We start from the raw sequence: 22,196 nt of genomic DNA, 5'->3' as shown, positions 1-22,196 counted from the left end.
CTCAACCAGCTGCTCGAGCGCCTGATGGCGCGGCTGCGCAACTTCTTCGGCGGCCCAGGCGGGGATCAGATCCGCCCCGGCGCCGTGGCGGCGGTTGCGGCCATCGCCTTTGCGCTCTGGGCGCTGTCGGGCCTCTATCTGGTCCAGCCCAACGAGCAGGCGGTGGTCACCACCTTCGGCTCCTATTCCCGCTCGGCGGGTCCGGGCCTGAATTACCGGCTTCCCAGCCCCATCGAGCGCGTCGAGAAGGTGCCCGTCACCTCCCTGAACCGCATCGACATCGGCGGCGCCGACGGCGCAGACGTGCCGGAAGAAAGTCTGATGCTGACCGGCGACGAGAACATCGTCGACCTCGACTTCAGCGTCACCTGGCGCGTGGCCGACGCCGCCCGCTACATCTTCACCATCCGCGACCCGGAAGAGTCCGTGAAGGCCGTGGCCGAGAGCGCCATGCGCGAGGTCGTCGGCCGCCGGGACCTGGAATCCATCCTGACCCGCGGCCGGGGCGAGGTTCAGGCTCAGGCCGCCGAACTGATGCAGCAGACCCTCGATTCCTGGGGCGCTGGCGTGAACGTCGTGGAAGTTCAGATCCGCAACGCCAATCCGCCGGCCGAGGTGGTCGACGCCTTCCGCGAAGTGGCCAATGCCGGCCAGGACGCGGAATCTGCGGTCAACGAGGCCAACACCTACCGCAACCGGGTCATCAACGAGGCCAAGGGTGACGCCGCGCGCATCACCCAGGCCGGCGAGGCCTATCGCGAGCAGGCGGTGCGGGAAGCCACCGGTGAGGCGTCGCGCTTCGACCAAATCTATGCCGAATACCGCTCGGCGCCTGCGGTCACCCGCGAGCGCCTCTATATCGAGACCATGCAGCGGGTGCTCCAGAACTCGAACAAGGTGATCGTCGACTCCGACGGCGCCAGCGCCCCGATCATCCTGCCACCCGACGTCTTCCGGCCGCGCACCGGCGCGCCCGCCACGACCGCCACGCCGGCTGAAACCGGCTCGGCGGCGCCCGGCGCGAGGAGCAGCCAATGATGGATCGCCGCTATATCCCCTACGCCATCGCCGCGGTGGTGGTTCTGATCCTGCTGGCCAACACCTTCTTCGTGGTCGATCAGCGCGAGCAGGCCATCGTCGTGCGCCTGGGCGACCCCGTCCGCGTGGTCAACGCCGGGGCGGAAGCCACGGCGGGCCTCAAGGTGAAGGTCCCCTTCATGGAGCAGGTTCTGCGCTTCGATAAGCGGAACCTCGCCCTGGCCACCGAGGAAGAAGAGATCATCGCCGCCGACCAGGAGCGCCTGGTGGTGGACGCCTTCATCCGCTACCGGATCGACGAGCCGCTGCAGTACTATCGCACCCTGCGCGACGACCGCACGGCCCGCGACCGGATTCAGCGCCTGGTGAACTCAGCCCTGCGCGAAGTGCTCGGCTCGGCCCCGTCCAGCGAGATCATCTCCGGCTCGCGCAGCGGGGTCATGCAGCGGACCCTGCAGGACGTGCGCGCCCGAGCAGAATCCTCGCGCCTGGGGATCGAGGTGATCGACGTCCGCATCCGGCGCGCCGACCTGCCCCAGGCCAACCAGGCGGCGGTCTATCGCCGCATGGAGACCTCGCGCCAGCAGGAAGCTGCCCAGGTCCGGGCCATCGGCGAACAGCAGAAGCGCGAAATCATCGCCGCGGCGGACAAGGAAGTGACCATCACCCTGGCCACCGCCCAGGAAGAGGCCGACCGCACCCGAGGCGAAGGCGATGCGCAGCGCACGCGCATCTATGCCCAGAGCTTCGGCCGCGACCCCGGCTTCGCCTCCTTCTATCGGTCCATGCAAGCCTATGAGGCCTCCATCGGCCAGGGGGATGCGACCATGGTCCTGTCGCCCGACAGCCAGTTCTTCCGCTACTTCGAGCGGGGTCCCGGCGCCCGATAGGCGGCCGCTAAGCCAAGTCGATCAGCCCTCGATCCTCAAGCCGGATCGGGGGCTTTTCATTTGCGGACCATCACAGCCAGCAGGTCGCGGACCTCGTGCAGATCCTGGGCGATGCGTACGCACAGGCCGCGCATCTCGTCATTGGGCTCCAGCATGTCGGGCACCATGATGGTCATCATGCCCGCGGCGGCGGCGGCGCGGACGCCGTTATGGCTGTCCTCCAGGGCGATGCAGTCGCGGGGGTCGAGGCCCAGGGCCGCGGCGGCCTTGAGATAGGGCTCAGGGTGCGGCTTGCCGTAGGTCACGCTCTCGGCGGTGATGAAGGCGTCGAACCGCGACAGCAGGCCGGCATGACCCAGATGAGTCTCCACCGATCTCATGCGCGAAGACGTCGCCACCGCCCGAGGCGCGCCGACGGCGTCCAGGTGGTCGAGCATCTCGATGACGCCGGTCTTCAGGGCCACGCCGGCCTTGTGGGCCTCGACGAACCGCGCCCGCACATCGGCCACATAGTCATCGAGCACGAACCCATCGCCGAAGTGCTCGATCAGGATGCCGTCGCTCTGGGCATGGGTCAGGCCGACCATGCTCTGGAAGACGGGGAACGGCAGGTCCTTGCCCATGGCCAAGGCGGCGCCGCCCATGGCCTCGAGCATCAGACGTTCGGAGTCGATGAGCAGGCCGTCCATGTCGAACACGACGGCGGCGCAGGGTCGGGGAAGCGTCATGGCAGGCTCATAGTTCGAGGCGCGCCCGAAACGAAATCAAGGTCTGCTTCAGTCGGTGACGAAGTCGGCGGCGGCGTAGCCCTGGAAGTAGAGCAGCGCCGTCAGATCGGCATGGTCCACCTTGGCGTGCGCCTGGGCCGCGACCACCGGCTTGGCCCGGTAGGCGACGCCCAGGCCCGCGGCCTCGATCATCGCCAGGTCGTTGGCCCCATCGCCCACGGCCAGGGTCGCAGCCAGGTCTATGCCCAGGCCCGCCGCCTCTTCGCGCAGGGCCGCAAGCTTGGCTTCGCGCCCGAGGATGGGAACGCCCACCTCGCCGGCCAGGACCTCGCCGGCCTCGATCAGCGTGTTGGCTCGCTGCGCGTGAAAACCGGCGGCCTGGGCCACGCGGGTGGTGAAGAAGGTGAAGCCGCCGGACACCAGCACACATCGCGCGCCGTTCTGCCCCATGGTGCGCACCAGGGTCCGGGCGCCGGGATTGAGCGCCACCCGCTCGTCATAGGCCCGCTGCAGATCCGACAGCGGCAGGCCCTTCAGCATGGCCACCCGCTCGCGCAGGGCGGCCTCGAAATCGAGCTCGCCGCGCATGGCCCGTTCGGTGATCTCCGAGACCTGCGCCTTGACGCCGGCGAAGTCGGCCAGCTCGTCGATGCACTCGCAGCCGATGATGGTGGAGTCCATATCGGCGATCAGCAGCCGCTTGCGCCGACCCGCCCAGGACTGGACGCAGGCGTCCACCGGCATCTCAGACAGGGCCGCTTCCACGGCGGCCCACACCGGCTCCAGCCCCTCGGCCTCCACCGACAGGTCCACCGCGCCCGGGCCCAGGGGCCGGGGTTCCTTGACGCGGGCGCGCGCGCCTGCGAGCGCTTGGGTGAGTTGGACGGTGGCCGCGGCGACGGCGGCCTCCTGCGGACTGACGAGGGTGAGCGCGATTTCCATGGAGCCCCGCATCTGGCTGATCGGCGGGCCGACGGCAAGCGGCAAGACGGCGATCTCCCTGCGCTTGGCCCGGGAAATCGGCGGCGAGATCGTCAACGCCGACTCCATTCAGCTCTATGGCGACCTGACTATCCTGAGCGCTCGACCTACGCTGGAGGAGATGGCCCAGGCGCCGCACCACCTGTTCGGGGTGGCCGATGGGGGCGAGGCCTGGTCCGTCGGCGCCTGGCGTCGGGCGGCCCTGCCGATCATCGCCGACATCCGCGGCCGCGGCGCAAGCCCGATCCTGGTCGGTGGGACGGGCCTCTATTTCCGCAGCCTCACCCACGGCCTGGCCGACATTCCAGCCGCCGAGCCGGGCATTCGGGCCAAGGCCGGGGCAGAGTTCGACGCCCTGGGCGAGGTCGCTTTTCGGGCGCGTCTGGCCGAGACCGATCCGGCCGCCGCAGGGAGGATCGCGCCGGGCGACCGCCAGAGGCTGGTGAGGGCCTGGGAGGTCTATCTGGCCGCCGGCCGTTCGCTGTCGGATCTTCAGGCCGCCACCGTCGCGCCACTGGCGCCCTGCGAATGGCGGGGCGTCGTCGTCGAGCCCCCCCGCGAGGCGCTATATGCCCGCTGTGATACGCGGCTGGCCGCCATGTTCGAGGCCGGGGCTGTCGAGGAAGTCGGCGCCCTCATAGCCCGCGGCCTCGACCCGGCCCTGCCGGTCATGAAGGCCCTGGGTCTCCGGGAGATCGCCGCCTGGCAGACCGGCGCGATGAGCCGGGACCAGGCGCTGGCCGCCGCCCAGCAGGAAACCCGCCGCTACGCCAAGCGTCAGGCCACCTGGTTCCGCAACCAGACCCCGGACTGGCCGCGGATTTCAGCCACGACTCCGGAAGACCAATGGAGGCAGTTTCTTGCTCTGAGTGAGCCTTGACGCCCTGGCGGGAGCATGCGAAGAGCGGGAAATCTTATATCTGGAGAACGCGCATGCGCGTCCGCACCGTACTTGAGTGGCGACCTTAGACGGGCCGATTTCGATCGGCGCGAACAAGGTCGCTTGCACCAAGGCCCCCCGAGGGCCTTTTTTATTGCCCTGAAGGCCAGCCTAAAGAAGGCCACTGTCATGACCGCCCACCAGACCATCACCGCCCCCGAGGCCGCCGACACCGAAATGATGAGCGGCGCCGAGATCGTCGTCCGCTCGCTGCTCGACCAGGGCGTAGAGGTTCTGTTCGGCTATCCGGGCGGGGCGGTGCTGCCGATCTATGACGCGCTGTTCGCCGAGCCGCGGCTGCGCCACATCCTGGTCCGCCACGAACAGGGCGCCACCCATGCGGCCGAGGGCTATGCGCGATCCACCGGCAAGCCCGGCGTCGTCCTGGTCACCTCCGGGCCCGGCGCGACCAATGCGGTCACCGGCATCGTCGACGCCCTGATGGACTCCATCCCACTGGTGGTCATCACCGGCCAGGTGGCCACCCACCTGATCGGCACCGACGCCTTCCAGGAGTGCGACACGATCGGCATCACCCGCTCGATCACCAAGCACAACTATCTGGTCAAGAACGTCGACGACCTGCCGCGGATCATGCACGAGGCCTTCCACATCGCCACCTCGGGCCGCCCCGGCCCCGTGGTCATCGACATTCCCAAGGACGTGCAGTTCGGCAAGGCGGCCTATCAGGGCCCGCAGGCCGTGACCCACGCCCATGACTACCGCCCGCAGGTCAAGGGCGACGCCGGCCGCATCGCCGAGGCCGTCACCCTGATCGCCCAGTCCCGCCGGCCGATCCTCTATACCGGCGGCGGCGTGATCAACGCCGGCCCACGGGCGGCTGCGCTGCTGCGGGAGTTCGCCGAGCTGACCGGCGCGCCGGTGACCTCGACCCTGATGGGCCTGGGCGCTTTCCCCGCCTCAGACCCCAAGTGGCTCGGCATGCTGGGCATGCACGGCAGCTTTGAGGCCAACCACGCCATGCACGACTGCGATGTCATGGTGGCGCTGGGCGCTCGCTTTGACGATCGGGTCACCGGCCGGCTGGACGCCTTTGCCCCCACCTCCCGCAAGATCCATGTGGACATCGACGCCTCATCCATCGGCAAGAATGTCCGCTGTGATGTCGGCATCGTCGGCGACGCCGCCAGCGTCCTGGAAGACATGATCGCCGCCTGGAAGGCCATGCGCCTGTCGGTGGACAAGACCGCGCTCGCCGAGTGGTGGAAGCAGATCGAGGCCTGGCGGGCGCGGGACTGCTTCGCCTATGCGCCGGACTCCAAGCTGATCAAGCCCCAGCAGGCGGTCGAGCGGCTGTACCACCACGCCAAGGACAAGGACGTCTACATCACCACCGAGGTGGGCCAGCATCAGATGTGGGCCGCCCAGTATTTCCGCTTTGAAGACCCCAATCGCTGGATGACCTCAGGCGGCCTGGGCACCATGGGCTATGGCCTGCCCGCCGCCGTCGGCGTGCAGATCGCCCATCCTGACTCGCTGGTCATCGACATCGCCGGCGACGCCAGCGTCCAGATGACCATGCAGGAGATGGCCACGGCCATTCAGTACGACCTGCCGATCAAGATCTTCATCCTGAACAACGAATGGATGGGCATGGTCCGCCAGTGGCAGCAGCTGCTGCATGGCGAGCGCTATTCGCACTCCTATTCGGAAAGCCTGCCGGACTTCGTGAAGATGGCCGAGGCCTTCGGGGCCGTCGGCCTGCGGGCCGAGCATCCGGGCGAACTGGACGACAAGATCGCCGAGATGATCTCCGTCCGCCGTCCCGTGCTGTTCGACTGCCGGGTGACCAAGGAAGAGAACTGCTTCCCCATGATCCCCTCGGGCAAGGCCCACAACGAGATGATCCTGGCCCAGGAAGCCCGCGACCTCGGCTCCATCATCGACGACGCGGGCAAGCGGCTGGTCTAGTCGTCCCCAAGGATTGACAAGGCGTCGTTCAGCGACGCACGTTCTTCCGAACAAACGGAGAACAGACATGATCTTTGCCTGGCTGGCGTGGAACGGCATCCGCAGGAAGCTGGATCGATACGGCTGGACTGTCGTCGCTGTCGACGAGGGCGCAAGCGGGCCGGCGTTCGCCTATACGGTCGGGCTCTCGGCCAAGTTTGGCTCACCAGAGCTTTGTGTGGCTGGCCTCTCGTCGCGCGCGGCTGGCGAACTCCTCGGAAAGCTCGTGGAGGACGTGAATGCCGGGCGGCTATCGCTAGAGGGCGATAATATCCCTGCGGGGCTTCGTGACGCGCAGGATTGTGTTTGGCGCCGTGTGCATCCCAGCCAGTTTGTCGGTGACAACTTCGGCGCCCTGCTCCGTTGGCGAAAGGAAGAAGGCGCCTCCTCGCCGCCCGAAGCCTATCAGTGGGTCTGGCCCGACGATGAGGGGCGCCTGCCCTTCGACTCCGCCTGTCGCCTCGAGGTGCGGATGATGCAGACGCCCTTGTGGGCGCCTTACGATCCGGAATGGTGGGCGCCCCTGGCCAAGGAGGCCGGTGTTTGAGGGCGCATCTAGGCGCCAGCCGCGGTTGCCCCTGAGCCGCTCCTGTGACACCTGAACGGCCGAGCCTAGAGAAGAGACCTTGATGCCCGATCCCCAGCCCGCCTCCGTCTATGATCTCGACCACAAGGCCGAGGTGGAGAACCTCGCCACCTTCGCCGTCCTCGTGGACAATGAACCGGGCGTCCTGCATCGGCTGGTCGGGCTGTTCGCCGCCCGGGGCTACAATATCGAGAGCCTGACCGTCGCCGAAACCGACCGCAACGCCCATACCAGCCGGGTGACCATCGTCACCCGCGGCACCCCCCATGTGCTGGGCCAGATCGAGGCCCAGTTGGAGAAGATGGTCTCCACCCGCCACGTCCAGGACGTGACCCGCGATCCCAACGGCCTGGAGCGGGAACTGGCCCTGGTGAAGGTCAAGAGCCTGGGCGCCGAGCGGGTCGAGGCCCTGCGGGTGGCCGACATCTTCCGCGCCCGGGTGATCGACACCACCCATGAGAGCTTCGTCTTCGAGATCACCGGCGCGCCGAACAAGATCGACAAGTTCGCCGAGCTGATGCGGCCGCTCGGCCTGGTGGAACTGTCGCGCACCGGCGTGCTTTCCATCACGCGGGGCGCAGACGGCATGTAGGAGGCGCCGATGGCGGCGATCACGATGCGACGGGTCGCCCTGGGGCTGGCCCTAAGCCTGATGGCCGCTGCGCCGGGCCTCGCCCAGACGCCGACAGACGAGCCCCCGGGCGCGGCTTGGCCCTATCCGCCGCCGGACCCGCGGGAATGGTGGGAGGCCGAGCGCCCTCCCCCGCCTGACGCGGCCGATCCCATGGCCCGCCGTCGCCTGCCCCGCAGCGGACCCGCGCCGGTGGTGACGCCCATCGAACCGACCCTCTATCGCCTCTGGGGCCTGCCGCCCTTGCAGGTCCAGGTGGTCTATGGCGGCGAAGCCATCCTCGAGGTCTGGCGTAGACCGTCCAACTCCGTCGAACAGATGGTGATCCGCCTGACCGCCCGCCGAGATGGCAAGGCCTTTGCCCAGGTCCGCGCCGGCCGCGCCTGCTGCGAGCCCGACATCGCAAGACGGGTGGGCTTCGACGCCGAATTGCCGGCCGGCTATCACGGCCGCATCCGCGACCTCGCCGAGGCCGAGGTCTGGAACAGTCCCCGGGACGCTGTGGCTCAGGAGGGGAACGCCAGCGTCGGGTCGATCTGCCTGGATGGGGTGGCCTATGATCTTATTCGTCTCACCGACGACGCCGGTGGGGTGCTGCGTCGAGATTGCGAGGACGCCGAAACGGGACAGGCGGCCGATCTGCTGGAGACCGCCATCGGCGCGGCCATGGGCCATGAGCCGCGCATCGACGTCCTGCTGCCCAATGGCGCAGACTTTTCGCGGGAGCGGGCAGCCTATGAGGCTCTGATCGCCGGCGGCGGTCGCATCAAGCCCGCCGATCCGCCGCGGGTCCCCTGAGCCTCGCGCGAAAGCCCTTCAAATCCGCCGGGCGCCGCCCTATATTCAACCTGTCCGGTTCGCCGGACTATGGAGATAAACGCGCACGTCATAAGCGGACTGGACCCGGGTGCGATTCCCGGCGGCTCCACCAAATCCTTCTCCGGGTATCGCCGGGAAGTCTGGGGCCGATCAGCATCGACAGACGTCTAAAGGTGTTGCTTTCTCTCGGCTTGGCCCACCGTTTCGGGCCTTTAAACTAAATGCGAACGATAACTTCGCTGAAGAAGTCCGTCTGGCTGCGTAAGCGGTCCGATAGATTTCGACCTAAACTCCTAGTGTCTTAGCAGCGCTAGGCGGGGCCGGGAGGGGGCCTTGCAACAGAACCCCTCCACCTTCCCTCATTTGGTTTCTGGCGGTCCTATCCGTGTCGTCAGCGCGTCAGATCGCCCGGAACATGCGCCCCCCACGTGCGCCGCCTTGCGCGCCGCGCGTCAGGCGCTAGGTTCTCACCTTTGCAGCGCCCACCCCCGGAGACCCCATGGCCCAGGAGCCGCCGGCCCAAGACCAGATGCACTATGAGGCGATGGCCCAGGAGGCCTTGCGCGGGGTGGTCAAGGCCGCCCTGAAGCGCGCCGCCTCGCCCGAAGGCCTGCCGGGCGCGCACCATTTCTATGTCACGTTCAAGACCGATGCGCCCGGCGTGTCCGGACCTGTAGACCTGCTCTCGAAATATCCCGACGAGATGACCATCGTCCTGCAGCACCAGTACTGGGACCTGGCGCCCGGCGAGACCTTCTTTTCGGTGACCCTGAAGTTCGGCGGCCAGCCCAAGCGGGTGTCGGTGCCCTATGCGGCGGTGACGCGGTTCTATGATCCGAGCGTGCAGTTCCTGCTGCAGTTCGAGGCCGGCGCCGACGGCGCCCAGCCCACGGTCGGCCCCAAGCCCGCGGAGCCCGTCGCCGAGAGCGAAGCCACCCCGCCGGACGAGCCCGTCGATCCGGCCGAGAAGGTCGTTTCCCTCGACCAGTTCCGCAAGAAGTAAGGATCTCGATGACCGACGTCGCCCCCGAGGCCGAAACCCTCACCGACGAGGCCATACTGGCGCGCTTCCTGCGCACCAAGAACCAGCCCACCGGCTCCCAGACCCTGGGCTTTCGGATGGTCGCGGTCAGCCAGGCCGAGAAGTCGGTGGAGGTCGCCTTCGACGCCAAGGCCGAACTGCTGCTCAACCCGATGAAGCAGATCCAGGGCGGCTATCTCTGCGCCATGCTGGACGAGGCCATGTCGGTGGCCTGCATGGTCGCCTCGGGCATGACCCATGTGGCGCCGACCCTGGAGATGAAGACCAGCTTCCTGCGCCCGGCCATGCCCGGAACCATCAAGGGGATCGGCAAGGTGGTGAAGTGGGGCCGCAGCATCGCCTTCACCGAAGGTGAGCTTTACGATCCCGACGGCCGCCTGCTGGCCAAGGCCACGGGGACGGCCCTGCCCACCCCCTTCAAGTCCTACAAGAGCTGACATGGCGGGCCAGCGCGCAGGTCTGATCGTTCAGATTTGCGCCCTGGCCATGGGGCTCGCCTTGAGCCTCGCCCTGCCGACGCGGGCCGAGGCCGCCAGCCCCTTCGACGCCTGGGCCGTCGTGGTGGTCGCCGGCGACTGGCGCGGGGCCGGAGGCGGGCCGACCAAGGCCTTTGACAACGCCCGCCGCGACATCGCTGCGCGCCTGTCCGACCGAGGCTTCGACGCCGGTCGGATCAGCCAGTTCTCCGTGAAGCCGGACTCGGCGCTCGCCCGCCCGGCGACGGCCAAGGCGATCTACGAAACCTTGAGCGCGGAGTCGGCGCAGGCGCCCGGCTGCATGGTCTACTTCACCTCCCATGGCGACCCGCAAGGGGTCGTGGTGGGAGACCTGATCCTGCCGCCGAACATCCTTGGCCTGATGATCGACCGCAGCTGCGGGGACAAGCCCACCGTCGTGGTGGTCTCGGCCTGTTTCTCCGGCGTGTTCGTGCCGGCCCTGGCCAAGCCCAACCGGATGATCCTGACCGCCGCACGGCCGGACCGCACCTCATTCGGCTGCGGGGAGGCCGACACCTATCCCTATTTCGATGACTGCTTTCTCCAGGTGCTGAAGGACGCCGCCCATTTCGCCGCCCTGGCGCCAGGCGTGCAGGCCTGCGTAGCGGCCCGGGAAATCCATGAAGGCGTCCGCCTGCCGTCCGAGCCGCAGATCTGGATCGGTCCCCAGCTTCGGCCGCTTCTACCCCTGCTGACCTTTGCCGCGCCCGCCTCGCCTTGAAGCGCCGTCTTGGAGGCTCCGGTTCGGCGCCTTAGAAGGGGTCTCCGGGGAAATCTGACAGTGAGTCCTGCTTGATGCGCATCTTGCCCAAGATTGCGGCGGCCGTCCTTGCGGCGGGCCTGTGCCTGCCCGTGGCCAGCGGGGCTCAGCAACTGCCCAGCGCGCCGATTCCCTATGAGAAGCTAAATCCCAAAGCCGCGCCCCGCGCGCCCGCGCGCCCGCGCCCGGCGGCCAGGACGGCCGTCGCCCCAACCACGACGACCGGCGTGGCCGGAGAAACGGCTGAGGCGACCACGGCCCCCACGCTCGCCGCCGAACAGCTGGAAGCCTATCTGGATGGGGTGATCGGTTCGGCCATGGCCCGCGACCGTATCGCCGGCGTCACCGTCTCGGTCGTCCAGGGGGGACAGGTCGTCCTGAAGAAGGGCTATGGCCATGCCAGCTTCAGCCCCGCGCGCGCCGTCGATCCCGACCGGACTCTCTTCCGTATCGGGTCGATCTCCAAGACCTTCACCTGGATCCTGTTGATGAACGAGATCCAGGCTGGACGCATCCGCATCGACGCCCCGGTCAATCTCTACCTGCCGGAGGCGCTGCAGATCCGTGACCAGGGCTTCGCCCAGCCGGTGGAGGTGGCCCACCTTATGGACCATTCGGCGGGTTTCGAGGACCGCACCCTGGGCCAGCTCATGGAGCGCGACTTCAACCGCGAGCGGCCGATCGCGCAGTATCTGCGCCAGGAGCGTCCCCGCCGGGTGCGCGAACCCGGTCTCTTCCCGACCTACTCCAACTACGGCGTCGGCCTGGCCGGCCAGGCCCTGACCTATGTGACGGGCCAGCCGTTCGAAGCGTTGGTCGAGACGAGGATCACCCGACCGCTGGGCATGACCCGCACGACCTTCCGCGAACCCCATCCGCCGCGGGCGGGCATCCCCGCCCCCATGCCCCAGGTCCTGGCGCAGGACGTCTCGGAGGGGTTCCACTGGACGCCGGCACAGGGTTTCGAGGCCCGGCCTTTCGAATATCTCGGCCACCTGGCGCCCGCAGGCTCGGCCTCATCGACGGCCGCCGACATGGCCCGGTACATGATCGTCCTGCTGGACGACGGCGCCTATGGCGAGAGCCGTATCTTCAGCCCGGCCACCGCGCGTGCCTTCCGCACGCCGCTGCGCCCCAACCAGGCCGGGGTCAACGACTGGCCTCACGGCTTCATCGCCTATGCCCTGCCCGGCGACCGCAAAGGTTATGGACACGCCGGCGGCACCCTGTCCTTCACCTCCAACATGGTGGTGGTTCCCGAGCTGGATCTGGGCGTCTTCGTCAGCGTCAACACCGAGAACGGCGCCGAGCTAGCCGCCCGCCTTCCCGGGGCGGTAGTCGGTCAGTTCTTCGGCCCAGACGCAGCCCCCGCGCCGCAAGGAACACCGGAGCTGGCGCGGCTGGGCACCCTGTACAACGGCCATTTCCTCGGGACCCGCCGGGCCTATGTGGGCCTGGAGCGCTTTGTGGGCTTCATCCTGGCTGGGGTGAGCGTCCAGGTGACATCTGACGGACGGCTCATCACCACCGGCCTCACGGGAACCCAGACCTGGGTCCCGGAGAGCGACCCGGCCGCGGGGCGTTTCGTCTCCACCACCGGCTCTCAGCGCATGGCCTTCGCCATCGAGAACGGCAAGGCTCACAGCTTCCGCAGCACGTTCAATGACGCCCGCTTCCAGCGGGTCGGCCTCTGGAGCCAGCCGCAGGTGCTGGCCTGGCTGGCGGCGCTCAGCATAATCGCCGCGGTGTCCACCCTGGTGGGTCTGGCCCTGCGCAACCGACGCGATCTGCGCCAGACTCAGATTCAGAGCCAGGCCAGCCTGATCCAGACGATCCAGGCGGTCCTCTGGCTCCTGGCCATCGGTCTCTTTGTGTCCTGGGTCTCGGGCGCCGGCGACACCGCCAAGGTGGTCTACACTTGGCCCGGCGTACGCCTGATCCTGGCCTCGGCCTGCGCCCTGGTGGCCTCGGCCCTGACCATCGCCACCCTGGCGTCCCTGATCAGCATCTGGCGCGGCGGCCGCCGCCTGGACAGCTGGCCGGTGCTTCGCAAGGTCGGCTTTACGGCCACAACCTTGATCTATGCGGCCTTCGCCAGCGTGCTGTTCCATTGGGGCGCCCTGACCCCATGGAGCAGCTAGGGCGTCTTCCAATAGGCGGGCGCCCGTTGTCGGACGAAAGCGCGCTCAAGACTTGAGGCCCGCCGGGTGCGACATTGCGCCCTGCTCCGATTTTCGCCGTTAAGCCTCGCGAGCCGCACTCTTAAACGCCGCGTTTACCATCGACTGGGTAAATCCTGCCTAGCGGGCGGCGCAGTTTGGGCGCCTTCCGCACCGTTTTGGGGTGAGATGCGCCTTGAACCAGTTTGTTGGGGCCTTGCAGAGATTCGGGATTGGTCGTCTGGCGGCCATTCTCGGGATCGGCGCCGGCGTGGCCGCCGCCCTGATCGCCCTGACCATGAATCTCGGCCAGCCCAAGGCCTTGCTCTATTCCAATCTCGACATGCGCGAGGCCGGGTCGATCACCCAGGCCCTGGAACAGGCGGGGGTGAAGTACGAGGTCAAGGGCGACGGCTCCACCATCCTGGTCAACCGCGACGAGGTGGCCTCCACCCGGCTGCTGCTGTCGAGCCAGGGCCTGCCGACGGCAGGCTCGGTCGGCTACGAGATCTTTGATGACTCCAACGCCCTGGGCCAGACCGACTTCGTCCAGCAGCTGAACCGCCAGCGCGCCCTGGAAGGGGAGCTGGCCCGCACCATCCGCAGCCTGGACGGCGTCACCTCGGCTCGTGTCCACCTGGTCTTGCCCAAGCGGCAGCTGTTCGAAGAGGCTGCTGAGGAGCCTTCGGCCTCGATCACCATGGGCGTCGGCGGCCGCGCGCCGACCCCGGAACAGGTTCGCGCCGTTCAGAACCTGGTGGCCGGCGCGGTGCCGCGCATGACGCCCGCCCGGGTCACCGTCGTCGATCAGCACGGCAAGACCCTCTCGGCCGGGGGCGAGAGCTTCGCGGGCGAAATGGCCGACAGCCGCAAGAGCGAGGTCGAGCAGCGCATCGCCAAGACCGTCAAGGCCCTGGTGGAAAGCGTCGTCGGCCCCGGCAAGGCGCGGGTGAACGTCACCGCCGAACTCGATCTGGCCCGGGTGACGCTGCAGGAGGAGACCTATGACCCCGACGGTCAGGTGGTGCGCTCCGAGCAGACGGTGGAAGAAAGCGCCAACGAGAATGAGGCCAACAACAACGGCATGGTGACCGCCGACGCTAACATTCCCGGCGGCCTGGGCGGACCTGAGGCCGGCGCCCTGGCCTCAGCCAGCGGCCGGACGGAATCCACCACCAACTACGAAATCTCCAAGACGGTCCGCACCGAGGTCAACGAGCCCGGCAAGGTCCAACGCCTGTCGGTGGCCGTGGCGGTCGACGGCGTCCGACCGGTGGGCGAGGACGGCGCGCCCGGCGAGTACGCCGCCCGCAGCGAAGAGGAAATGGCCCGCATCGAGCAACTGGTCCGCACCGCCGTGGGCTATGACGAAGAGCGCGGCGACCAGGTGACCGTGGTCAACATGCCCTTCGACGCGCCGACCGAGTTGGGCGGAGTCGAGGCGTCCAATCCGCTGACCGACTTCGACAAGAACGACATCATGCGGGCGATCGAGCTCGCCATCCTGGCCATCGTCGCCGTGCTGATCGTCTTCTTCGTGATCCGCCCGCTGCTCAAGAACGCCGGCGGCGGCGCGGGGGGCGGCGGCCTGCCGATGCAGACCATCACCCGTGTGGTCACCACCACGCCGGATGGCCAGACCGCGGTCGGAGTCGATCCCGAAACTGGCCAGCCCCTGGCTCTGCCGGGTCCTGACGCCCTGGAGCAGAAGATCGATATCGCGCGCATCGAGGGCCAGGTGAAGGCCTCGTCCGTGAAGCGCGTGGCCGATTTCGTCGAGACCCACCCGGAGCAGTCGGTCTCGATCCTGCGTAGCTGGCTGCACGAATCCGCATGAGTCTCGTGGTGCGTGGCGGCGGCCGGAACAAGTCCATCACAGATACGGCCCAGCTGACCGGGCCGGAAAAGGCCGCCGTGGTCCTGCTGGCCCTGGGGGAGGACCACGCCACCATCTGGCAGAATCTGGACGATGAGGAGATCAAGGAGGTCTCCCAGGCCATGGCCAGCCTCGGCACCGTGGCGGCCAATGTCGTGGAGTCTCTGCTGGTGGAGTTCGTGTCGGGCATGTCCGGCGCCGGCACCATCATGGGCTCGTTCGAACAGACCCAGAAGCTGCTGCAGGCCTTCCTGCCCTCCGACAAGGTCGAGGCCCTGATGGAGGAGATCCGCGGGCCGGCGGGTCGGACCATGTGGGACAAGCTCGGCAATGTGAACGAGGCCGTCCTCGCCAACTATCTGAAGAACGAATACCCGCAGACCGTCGCCGTGATCCTGTCGAAGGTGAAGGGCGAGCACGCCGCCCGGGTCCTGGCCGCCCTGCCGGAGGACTTCGCCCTGGAATGCGTCACCCGCATGCTGCGCATGGAGCCGGTGCAGCGCGAGATCCTCGACAAGATCGAGCAGACCCTGCGAACGGAGTTCATGTCGAACCTGGCGCGAACCTCCAAGCGCGACAGCCACGAGATGATGGCCGACATCTTCAACTCCTTCGATCGCCAGACGGAGTCGCGCTTCATGGCCGCGCTGGAGGAGCGCAACCGTGAGAGCGCCGAGCGCATCCGGGCCCTGATGTTCGTCTTCGAAGACCTCTCCAAGCTCGATCCCGGCGGTGTTCAGACCCTGCTGCGCGGCGTCGAGAAGGATCAGCTCGGCCTGGCGCTCAAGGGCGCGTCCGACGCCCTGCGCGAAATGTTCTTCTCCAACATGTCCGAACGCGCGGCCAAGATCATGCGCGAGGACATGGAGGGCATGGGGCCGGTCCGCCTGAAAGACGTCGATCAGGCGCAGATGAAGATGGTCCAGGTGGCCAAGGACCTCGCCGCCAAGGGCGAGATCATGCTGGCCGGCGCTGGCGGCGATGACGAGCTGATCTACTGATGACCAGCCCCACCCCCCGCAAGTTCGATTTCGACACGGTCTTCGACGACGCCGGGGCCGTGGCCCAGGCCTCGGCTCGGCCCAAGCGCATCTATCCCCTGGAGGAGGTCGAGGCGATCCGCGCCCAGGCCTATGCCGAGGGCGAACGCGCCACCATGGCCCGGGTGGAGGCCCAGCAGGCCCAGGCCCTGGCCCATCTGGCCCAGGCCTGCCAGGCCGCCCTGCCCCGCCTGGCCGAGGTGGCTCACGACCATCGGGTGGGATCGGCCGAACTGGCCCTGGCCTGCGGCCAGGCCATTGCGGATGCGGCGCTCGACGCCTTTCCCCGCGCCCCGCTCCAGGCGGCGCTGGACTCTCTGGCCCGAGAGATCGAGAGCGTGCCCCGCCTTGTGGTGACGGTGTCCCCCGCCCTGGCGGAAGGCCTTGAACCCCTGCTGGCCCAGGCGGCCCAGTCCATCGGCTTCGCCGGCCAGATCCAGGTGCGCACCGATCCTGGCGCAGCGCCGGCGGCCTTCGGTCTCGACTTCGGCGACGGCGCCGCCCGCTTCGATCCCGCTGCGGCGGCCCAGCGGGTGGCCGAGGCGCTGCATGCGGCCCTGGCGTCGGAGGGCCTGCACGCCGAACCCCTCATTCCCGGCGGCGACGCCTGACCGGAGAAAGGACCACGTCATGTCGGATCATGAGCTGAAACTCGAGGAGCTGGGACCGGGCGACCAGTCCCTGCCCGACTTCGGGCATGAGGGCGAGGAAAAGGCGGCCACCGATCTGGCCCCGGTCTTCGACGTGCCCGTCAGCATCTCGGCTGTGCTTGGCCGGGCGCAGATGTCCGTCGCCCAGCTTCTGCAGCTGGCCTCGGGCAGCGTCCTGGAGCTGGACCGCAAGGTCGGCGAGGCCATCGACATCTATGTGAACAACCGCCTGGTGGCCCGGGGCGAGGTCGTCATCGTCGACGAGCGCCTGGGCGTGACCATGACTGAAATCATCAAGGACGGCGACACGCAGGCCTAGGGCGGCCTGGCGGGTAAGGAGATTTGAACATGCGGCTTCTGGTCGTCGGAAAACTGGACGGACAGCTCTCCTCGGCGGTGAAGATGGCGATGAGCGCCGGCGCCAAGGTGAGCCATGTGGAGACCATCGCGCAGGCCACCCACGCCCTGCGGGCCGGCCAGGGAGCCGACCTGCTGCTGGTGGACTACGAACTCGACATCGCCGCCCTGATCGCGGCCAACGAGGCCGAGCGCATCCGGGTGCCGGTCGTGGCCTGCGGGGTCGGCGCCGAGCCGGCCAAGGCGGCCGCGGCCATTCGCGCCGGGGCCAAGGAATTCATTCCCCTTCCGCCGGACGCCGAGCTGATCGCCGCGGTCCTCGCCGCGGTGGCGGACGACAACCGCCCCATGGTGGTGAGCGATCCGGCCATGCAGACGGTGTTGAAGCTGGCCGACCAGGTGGCGACCTCCGACGCCTCGATCCTGATCACCGGCGAAAGCGGCTCGGGCAAGGAGGTGGTCGCCCGCTACGTCCACCAGAAATCCCGGCGGGCCACCAAGCCCTTCATCTCGGTCAACTGCGCCGCCATCCCCGAAAACCTGCTGGAAAGCGAGCTGTTCGGCCACGAGAAAGGCGCCTTCACCGGCGCACTGGCCCGCCGCATCGGCAAGTTCGAGGAGGCCAATGGCGGCACCCTGCTACTGGACGAAATCTCGGAGATGGACGCCCGCCTGCAGGCCAAGCTGCTGCGGGCCATTCAGGAGCGCGAGATCGACCGGGTCGGCGGCGCCAAGCCCGTTCGCGTCGATATCCGCATCCTGGCCACCTCGAACCGCGACCTGGCCCAGGCGGTCAAGGACGGGACCTTCCGCGAAGACCTTCTCTATCGACTGAACGTGGTCAATCTGCGCCTGCCGGCCCTGCGCGAGCGTCCGGGCGACATCCTGGTCCTGGCCGAATTCTTCGTCAAAAAGTACGCGGCCGCCAACGGCATGGCCGAAAAGCCCCTGTCGGACGAGGCGCGCCGTCGTCTGGTCGCCCACCGCTGGCCGGGCAATGTCCGTGAGCTGGAAAACGCCATCCACCGCGCGGTTCTTCTCTCGGTGAGCGACGAGATCACCGAGGAGGCCGTGCGCCTCCCCGACGGTCAACCGTTGGCGCCGGCCGACATCGGCGCCCGCACCGCCCAGGCCGCCACCTTCGCCGCCGAGGCCGCCCAGCGCAGCTTTGTCGGCCAGACCGTGGCCGAGATGGAGCAGCAGCTGATCCTCGACACCCTGGAACACTGCGCCGGCAACCGGACCCATGCCGCCAACATCCTGGGCATCTCGATCCGGACCCTGCGCAACAAGCTCAAGGAATACACCGAGGCCGGCGTGGCCGTTCCCGCCCCCCAGGGCGCCAGCGCCAGCGCCGCCTGAAGCGCGCCTGAGTAAAGAGAACCGCTGATGGCCGATATCCCCGGCGCCCGCGCCCCGGCGCCCACCGTCCGCGACATGCTGGGCTGGCTGGCCCGTGGGGAAGTGGCCCTGGCCATCGGGGCGGTCAGCATCATCGTCCTGCTCATCCTGCCGATCCCGGCGATGCTGCTCGACGCCCTGCTGGTGCTCTCGATCACCAGTTCGGTCCTGATCCTGATGACTTCGCTGCTGATCAAGAAGCCGCTGGAGTTCAGCGCCTTCCCGACCGTGCTGCTGGTCACCACCCTCTATCGCCTGGGGCTCAACATCGGCTCCACCCGGCTGATCCTCGGCCACGGCCACGAAGGCACCGAAGGCGCCGGCAAGATCATCGAGGGCTTCGGCAATCTGATGATGGGGGGCAACTTCGTCATCGGGGTGATCGTCTTCATGATCCTGGTGATCGTGAACTTCGTGGTCATCAGCAAGGGGTCTGGCCGGATCGCCGAGGTCGCCGCCCGCTTCACCCTCGACGCCATGCCCGGCAAGCAGATGGCCATCGACGCCGACCTCTCGGCCGGCATGATCGACGAGGTCGAGGCCAAGCGCCGCCGCAAGGAGCTGGAGCAGGAATCCACCTTCTTCGGGGCCATGGACGGCGCCTCGAAGTTCGTGCGCGGCGACGCCATCGCCGGCCTGATCATCGTGGCCGTCAACATCCTGGGCGGCATCCTGATCGGCGTGCTGCAGCATGGCCTGCCCATCGGCCAGGCGGCGGCCTCCTATACGATCATGACCATTGGCGATGGCCTGGTCAGCCAGATCCCGGCCCTGATCATCTCCATCGCTGCGGGCTTCCTGGTCTCCAAGGCCGGGGTCGAGGGTTCGGCCGATAAGGCCCTCGTGGCCCAGCTGGCCATGAACCCGGTGGGTCTCGGCATGGTGGCCGCCTCGTCCGGCGTGCTGGCGGTGATCCCGGGCATGCCGGTCCTACCCTTCGCCGCCGTGGCCATCGGGGCCGGCGCGCTCGCCTACTACCGTGGGCGGAAATCCCTGGAGCCCGAGCCGCCGCCCGTGGTGGAGCAGGCGACCGAACCCCAGGAAGAGCCGATCAGCGAGACGCTCGCCATCGACGAGGTGAAGATCGAGCTGGGCTATGGCCTCCTGCCGCTGATCAACGACCTGGAGGGCCGCCGCCTGACCGACCAGATCCGCGCCCTGCGCCGCACGCTGGCCTCGGAGTACGGCTTCGTCATGCCGTCTGTCCGCATCCTCGACAATATGCGCCTGCCCTCCCAGGGCTATTGCATCCGCATCAAGGAGCTGGAGGCCGGCGAGGGCGAGGTGCGCCTGGGTTCGCTGATGGCCATGGATCCCCGCGGCGGCCAGGTGGAGATCGCCGGCGAACACATGCGCGAGCCGGCCTTTGGCCTGCCCGCCACCTGGATCGATGACGCCCTGCGCGAAGAGGCCACCTTCCGCGGCTACACCATCGTCGATCCGGCCACGGTGCTGACCACCCACCTGACCGAGATCCTCAAGGACAACATGGCCGAGCTCCTGTCCTACGCCGAGGTGCAGAAGCTGCTGAAGGACCTGCCGGCCGAACAGAAGAAGCTGGTGGACGACCTGATCCCCGCCACGGTCACCGCCACGACGGTTCAGCGGGTGCTGCAGGCCCTGCTGCGCGAGCGGGTCTCGATCCGCGATCTGCCGGCCATCCTGGAAGGAATCGGCGAGGCCGCACCCCACACCAACTCCGTGGCCATGCTGGTGGAACAGGTCCGCGGCCGGCTGGCCCGCCAGCTCTCCTATGCCTATCGCGGCGACGACGGCGCCCTGCCCATCGTCACCCTGTCGCCGGAATGGGAAAACGCCTTCAGCGACGCCCTGGTCGGTCCGGGCGAAGAGAAGCAGCTGGCGCTTGCCCCGTCCCGCCTGCAGGAATTCATCCGCGGCGTGCGCGAGGTCTTCGAGCGCGCCGCGCTCTCGGGCGAGTCGCCTGTCCTGCTGACCAGCCCGGCCATCCGCCCCTATGTGCGCTCGATCATCGAGCGCTTCCGCGGCCAGACCCCGGTGATGAGCCAGAACGAGGTCCACCCCCGCGCCCGGCTGAAAACCCTGGGCACCATCTGACCGCCCGTTGCGCCGCGCGCAACAGGCGTTGCCGCCTTTGCGTTCGACCCTCCCGCTGCGCCCGCCGATAACCCGCCCGGGACTTGTCGAGGGGAAAGCGGGCTATGCGGACGACTTGGATGATGGGGGCGGCGCTGGCAGCCCTGGCGGCGCCGGCGGTGGCGCAGGAGACCAGCGAGCAGGCGAGCGGTGAGCTCGCCACGCTGGTGGTGGTCGGGTCTCGCGGCGCGCCGCGGCTGGTGACCGATTCACCGGCGCCGGTGGACGTCTGGACCGGCGAGGCGCTGGCGGCGCGCGGCTTCAACGATCTGACCAAGGTGCTGGCCTTCCTGTCGCCCAGCTTCAACTACCCGCGGGCCTCGTCCTCGCCCTCATCCGTGGGCGCGCGGCCGGCCACCCTGCGCGGCCTCGGCCCCGACCAGGTGCTGGTGCTGATCGATGGCCATCGCCGCCATGCCAGCGCGTCGATCAACTTCAACAACGGGGTCGGCCGGGGCACGGTGCCGGTGGACTACAATATGATCCCGATCGCCGCGGTCGAGCGGATCGAGGTGCTGCGGGACGGCGCAGCGGCCCAGTACGGCTCCGACGCCATCGCCGGGGTGATCAACATCGTACTGAAGGCCGAGGCCCGCGGCGGCCTCGCCCAGATCCAGGCCGGCGTAGCCGAAGATGGCGAGGGCGAGACCATCATCATGGCCGGCCGCAAGGGCTTCGCCCTGGGTCGAGACGGCTTCCTGACGGTGTCGGGCGAGGTGCGTGACCGAGGCGCCACCAACGCCGCGGAGATCGATCCCCGCTTCGGTCGCGTGACCTCGACCCTGGGCGATCCGGACACGACCGACGCCCAGATGGTGGCCAACGCCGAAATCGCGATCGCCGGTGGCTATCGAGCCTATGGCTTCCTGACGGCGGGCCAGCGGGCCTCGGCCATGAGCCCGCTGTTTCGCGCGCCGAGCGTCGCGCCCAACCTCTATCCGCAGGGCTTCCTGCCGGTGGTCGATCTGGACCTGACCGATGTGGGCGCGGCCATCGGGGTCCGTGGTCAAGTCGTGGGCTGGGACCTGGACCTGTCGAACACCTATGGCTACAGCCGCGCCGACTATTCGGTCGCCAATTCGGTCAACACCTCCCTTGGCGCCGCCAGCCCGACCGAATTCGATGGCGGGGGGGCTCGCTATTGGCAGAACCTCGTCAACCTGACCCTCGGCAGGGACTTCGCCCTGGCCGCCGGCGCCCACGTCTCGGCGGGCCTGGAACATCGGCGGGAGGCCTACGAGCTCGTCGCCGGCGACGTGGCCTCCCGCACCCTCGCCGGCGCCCAGGGCTTTCCCGGCTTTAACCCGCCGGCGCCAGTGGACGTCTCCCGGACCGCCTTCAGCGCCTTCGTCGATACGGAAATCGCCCTTGTGGAAGGCCTCGACCTGGGCCTCGCCGCGCGCTTCGAGGACTATTCGGACTTCGGCCAGGAAACGACCGGCAAGGCCTCTCTCTTCTGGCGCCCCCTGCCATTGTTGGCCTTTCGCGCCAGCGCCTCGACGGGCTTTCGGGCGCCCTCGCTGCAACAGCAGTACTTCTCCACCGTCACCAGCCAGCTTCTGCCCACCGGCCAGATCTCCAACGTCGGCAACTTCGCGGTGACCGATCCCGTGTCCCTGGCCCTGGGGGCGAGCCCGCTGCGGCCGGAAACCTCGGTCAACTACGCCGCCGGACTGGTCCTGACGCCGGCGCCGGGGCTGAGCCTCAGCCTCGAC

Annotated in this window: 20 protein-coding genes and 1 other RNA gene; 19 read left to right on the top strand and 2 right to left on the bottom strand. The window is 68.3% G+C overall.

What is annotated here, in order from left to right:
• Window positions 1–24: 24 nt before the first annotated feature.
• Both hflK and hflC read left to right on the top strand, forming a co-directional pair.
• Window positions 25–1,038: an FtsH protease activity modulator HflK gene (gene hflK, locus V7702_RS08015; protein WP_335649589.1), complete on the top strand. Its 1,014-nt coding sequence runs from the start codon at window positions 25–27 to the stop codon at window positions 1,036–1,038.
• The gene (gene hflC / locus V7702_RS08010) at window positions 1,035–1,928 is read left to right on the top strand and encodes a protease modulator HflC (RefSeq protein WP_335649588.1); all 894 of its coding nucleotides are present in this window, start codon (window positions 1,035–1,037) and stop codon (window positions 1,926–1,928) included. The genes hflK and hflC overlap by 4 nt, the downstream gene beginning before the upstream one ends.
• A gap of 56 nt (window positions 1,929–1,984) precedes the next feature.
• Here the strand turns inward: hflC and V7702_RS08005 are convergent, their stop codons facing one another.
• The gene (locus V7702_RS08005) at window positions 1,985–2,656 is read right to left on the bottom strand and encodes an HAD family hydrolase (protein WP_335649587.1); all 672 of its coding nucleotides are present in this window, start codon (window positions 2,654–2,656) and stop codon (window positions 1,985–1,987) included.
• A 48-nt stretch (window positions 2,657–2,704) separates the two neighbouring features.
• The gene (gene serB, locus V7702_RS08000) at window positions 2,705–3,598 is read right to left on the bottom strand and encodes a phosphoserine phosphatase SerB (protein ID WP_335649586.1); all 894 of its coding nucleotides are present in this window, start codon (window positions 3,596–3,598) and stop codon (window positions 2,705–2,707) included.
• Here serB and miaA point away from each other — a divergent pair.
• The 17 genes from miaA to V7702_RS07915 form a co-directional block, all read left to right on the top strand.
• Entirely contained in the window at window positions 3,597–4,517 is a 921-nt protein-coding gene (gene miaA / locus V7702_RS07995) for a tRNA (adenosine(37)-N6)-dimethylallyltransferase MiaA (protein WP_335649602.1), read from the top strand. The genes serB and miaA overlap by 2 nt on opposite strands.
• 189 nt (window positions 4,518–4,706) lie before the next feature.
• Window positions 4,707–6,509 carry an acetolactate synthase 3 large subunit gene (locus V7702_RS07990; protein ID WP_335649585.1) on the top strand — a complete coding sequence of 601 codons (1,803 nt, stop codon included), beginning with the start codon at window positions 4,707–4,709 and terminating at the stop codon, window positions 6,507–6,509.
• Window positions 6,510–6,576: 67 nt separating this feature from the next.
• A complete protein-coding gene (locus tag V7702_RS07985; protein WP_335649584.1) occupies window positions 6,577–7,095 on the top strand; it encodes a DUF4262 domain-containing protein in 519 nt (172 codons plus the stop codon).
• 82 nt (window positions 7,096–7,177) lie between these two features.
• On the top strand, window positions 7,178–7,726 hold the full coding sequence (ilvN, locus tag V7702_RS07980) for an acetolactate synthase small subunit (protein WP_300577834.1): 549 nt from the start codon (window positions 7,178–7,180) through the stop codon (window positions 7,724–7,726).
• Between the two features lie 9 nt (window positions 7,727–7,735).
• Window positions 7,736–8,563, top strand: coding sequence for a hypothetical protein (locus tag V7702_RS07975; RefSeq protein WP_335649583.1), 828 nt, complete (start codon window positions 7,736–7,738; stop codon window positions 8,561–8,563).
• A gap of 13 nt (window positions 8,564–8,576) precedes the next feature.
• Window positions 8,577–8,938: a transfer-messenger RNA gene (gene ssrA / locus V7702_RS07970) on the top strand.
• A gap of 145 nt (window positions 8,939–9,083) precedes the next feature.
• Window positions 9,084–9,587, top strand: a complete 504-nt coding sequence (locus tag V7702_RS07965; RefSeq protein ID WP_335649582.1) for an SspB family protein — start codon at window positions 9,084–9,086, stop codon at window positions 9,585–9,587.
• A gap of 8 nt (window positions 9,588–9,595) precedes the next feature.
• Window positions 9,596–10,063 carry a PaaI family thioesterase gene (locus tag V7702_RS07960; protein ID WP_335649581.1) on the top strand — a complete coding sequence of 156 codons (468 nt, stop codon included), beginning with the start codon at window positions 9,596–9,598 and terminating at the stop codon, window positions 10,061–10,063.
• A gap of 1 nt (window position 10,064) precedes the next feature.
• Window positions 10,065–10,844, top strand: a complete 780-nt coding sequence (locus V7702_RS07955; RefSeq protein WP_335649580.1) for a C13 family peptidase — start codon at window positions 10,065–10,067, stop codon at window positions 10,842–10,844.
• A gap of 74 nt (window positions 10,845–10,918) precedes the next feature.
• On the top strand, window positions 10,919–13,024 hold the full coding sequence (locus V7702_RS07950; RefSeq protein ID WP_335649579.1) for a serine hydrolase domain-containing protein: 2,106 nt from the start codon (window positions 10,919–10,921) through the stop codon (window positions 13,022–13,024).
• Between the two features lie 214 nt (window positions 13,025–13,238).
• A complete protein-coding gene (fliF, locus tag V7702_RS07945; protein WP_335649578.1) occupies window positions 13,239–14,879 on the top strand; it encodes a flagellar basal-body MS-ring/collar protein FliF in 1,641 nt (546 codons plus the stop codon).
• Window positions 14,876–15,919 (top strand): flagellar motor switch protein FliG, encoded by a 1,044-nt coding sequence (gene fliG / locus V7702_RS07940; protein WP_335649577.1) that lies wholly within the window; start codon window positions 14,876–14,878, stop codon window positions 15,917–15,919. Before fliF ends, fliG begins: the two co-directional genes overlap by 4 nt.
• A complete protein-coding gene (locus V7702_RS07935; protein WP_335649576.1) occupies window positions 15,919–16,569 on the top strand; it encodes a flagellar assembly protein FliH in 651 nt (216 codons plus the stop codon). The genes fliG and V7702_RS07935 overlap by 1 nt, the downstream gene beginning before the upstream one ends.
• A gap of 19 nt (window positions 16,570–16,588) precedes the next feature.
• Window positions 16,589–16,927 carry a flagellar motor switch protein FliN gene (fliN, locus tag V7702_RS07930; RefSeq protein WP_335649575.1) on the top strand — a complete coding sequence of 113 codons (339 nt, stop codon included), beginning with the start codon at window positions 16,589–16,591 and terminating at the stop codon, window positions 16,925–16,927.
• A 29-nt stretch (window positions 16,928–16,956) separates the two neighbouring features.
• Window positions 16,957–18,327: a sigma-54-dependent transcriptional regulator FlbD gene (gene flbD, locus V7702_RS07925; protein WP_335649574.1), complete on the top strand. Its 1,371-nt coding sequence runs from the start codon at window positions 16,957–16,959 to the stop codon at window positions 18,325–18,327.
• 27 nt (window positions 18,328–18,354) lie between these two features.
• Window positions 18,355–20,442, top strand: a complete 2,088-nt coding sequence (gene flhA, locus V7702_RS07920) for a flagellar biosynthesis protein FlhA (protein ID WP_335649573.1) — start codon at window positions 18,355–18,357, stop codon at window positions 20,440–20,442.
• Between the two features lie 104 nt (window positions 20,443–20,546).
• On the top strand, window positions 20,547–22,196 hold a 1,650-nt coding region (locus tag V7702_RS07915), incomplete at its 3' end, for a TonB-dependent receptor plug domain-containing protein (protein WP_335649572.1).

The organism is Phenylobacterium sp. (assembly GCF_036963605.1).
Classification (GTDB): Bacteria; Pseudomonadota; Alphaproteobacteria; order Caulobacterales; family Caulobacteraceae; genus Phenylobacterium.
Note: the sequence above shows the minus strand (reverse complement) of the source record. Positions and strands in the feature narration are given on the sequence as shown.

What these genes read in the sequence shown, in the direction of transcription:
- flbD (WP_335649574.1), top strand. Translation starts at nt 16,957, where the DNA reads ATGCGGCTTCTGGTCGTCGGAAAACTGGACGGACAGCTCTCCTCGGCG.
- hflK (WP_335649589.1), top strand. Translation starts at nt 25, where the DNA reads ATGGCGCGGCTGCGCAACTTCTTCGGCGGCCCAGGCGGGGATCAGATC.
- flhA (WP_335649573.1), top strand. Translation starts at nt 18,355, where the DNA reads ATGGCCGATATCCCCGGCGCCCGCGCCCCGGCGCCCACCGTCCGCGAC.
- serB (WP_335649586.1), bottom strand. Translation starts at nt 3,598, where the DNA reads ATGGAAATCGCGCTCACCCTCGTCAGTCCGCAGGAGGCCGCCGTCGCC.
- V7702_RS07960 (WP_335649581.1), top strand. Translation starts at nt 9,596, where the DNA reads ATGACCGACGTCGCCCCCGAGGCCGAAACCCTCACCGACGAGGCCATA.
- V7702_RS07955 (WP_335649580.1), top strand. Translation starts at nt 10,065, where the DNA reads ATGGCGGGCCAGCGCGCAGGTCTGATCGTTCAGATTTGCGCCCTGGCC.
- V7702_RS08005 (WP_335649587.1), bottom strand. Translation starts at nt 2,656, where the DNA reads ATGACGCTTCCCCGACCCTGCGCCGCCGTCGTGTTCGACATGGACGGC.
- ilvN (WP_300577834.1), top strand. Translation starts at nt 7,178, where the DNA reads ATGCCCGATCCCCAGCCCGCCTCCGTCTATGATCTCGACCACAAGGCC.
- fliN (WP_335649575.1), top strand. Translation starts at nt 16,589, where the DNA reads ATGTCGGATCATGAGCTGAAACTCGAGGAGCTGGGACCGGGCGACCAG.
- V7702_RS07935 (WP_335649576.1), top strand. Translation starts at nt 15,919, where the DNA reads ATGACCAGCCCCACCCCCCGCAAGTTCGATTTCGACACGGTCTTCGAC.
- hflC (WP_335649588.1), top strand. Translation starts at nt 1,035, where the DNA reads ATGATGGATCGCCGCTATATCCCCTACGCCATCGCCGCGGTGGTGGTT.
- V7702_RS07975 (WP_335649583.1), top strand. Translation starts at nt 7,736, where the DNA reads ATGGCGGCGATCACGATGCGACGGGTCGCCCTGGGGCTGGCCCTAAGC.
- V7702_RS07990 (WP_335649585.1), top strand. Translation starts at nt 4,707, where the DNA reads ATGACCGCCCACCAGACCATCACCGCCCCCGAGGCCGCCGACACCGAA.
- V7702_RS07950 (WP_335649579.1), top strand. Translation starts at nt 10,919, where the DNA reads ATGCGCATCTTGCCCAAGATTGCGGCGGCCGTCCTTGCGGCGGGCCTG.
- V7702_RS07985 (WP_335649584.1), top strand. Translation starts at nt 6,577, where the DNA reads ATGATCTTTGCCTGGCTGGCGTGGAACGGCATCCGCAGGAAGCTGGAT.
- fliG (WP_335649577.1), top strand. Translation starts at nt 14,876, where the DNA reads ATGAGTCTCGTGGTGCGTGGCGGCGGCCGGAACAAGTCCATCACAGAT.
- V7702_RS07965 (WP_335649582.1), top strand. Translation starts at nt 9,084, where the DNA reads ATGGCCCAGGAGCCGCCGGCCCAAGACCAGATGCACTATGAGGCGATG.
- miaA (WP_335649602.1), top strand. Translation starts at nt 3,597, where the DNA reads ATGGAGCCCCGCATCTGGCTGATCGGCGGGCCGACGGCAAGCGGCAAG.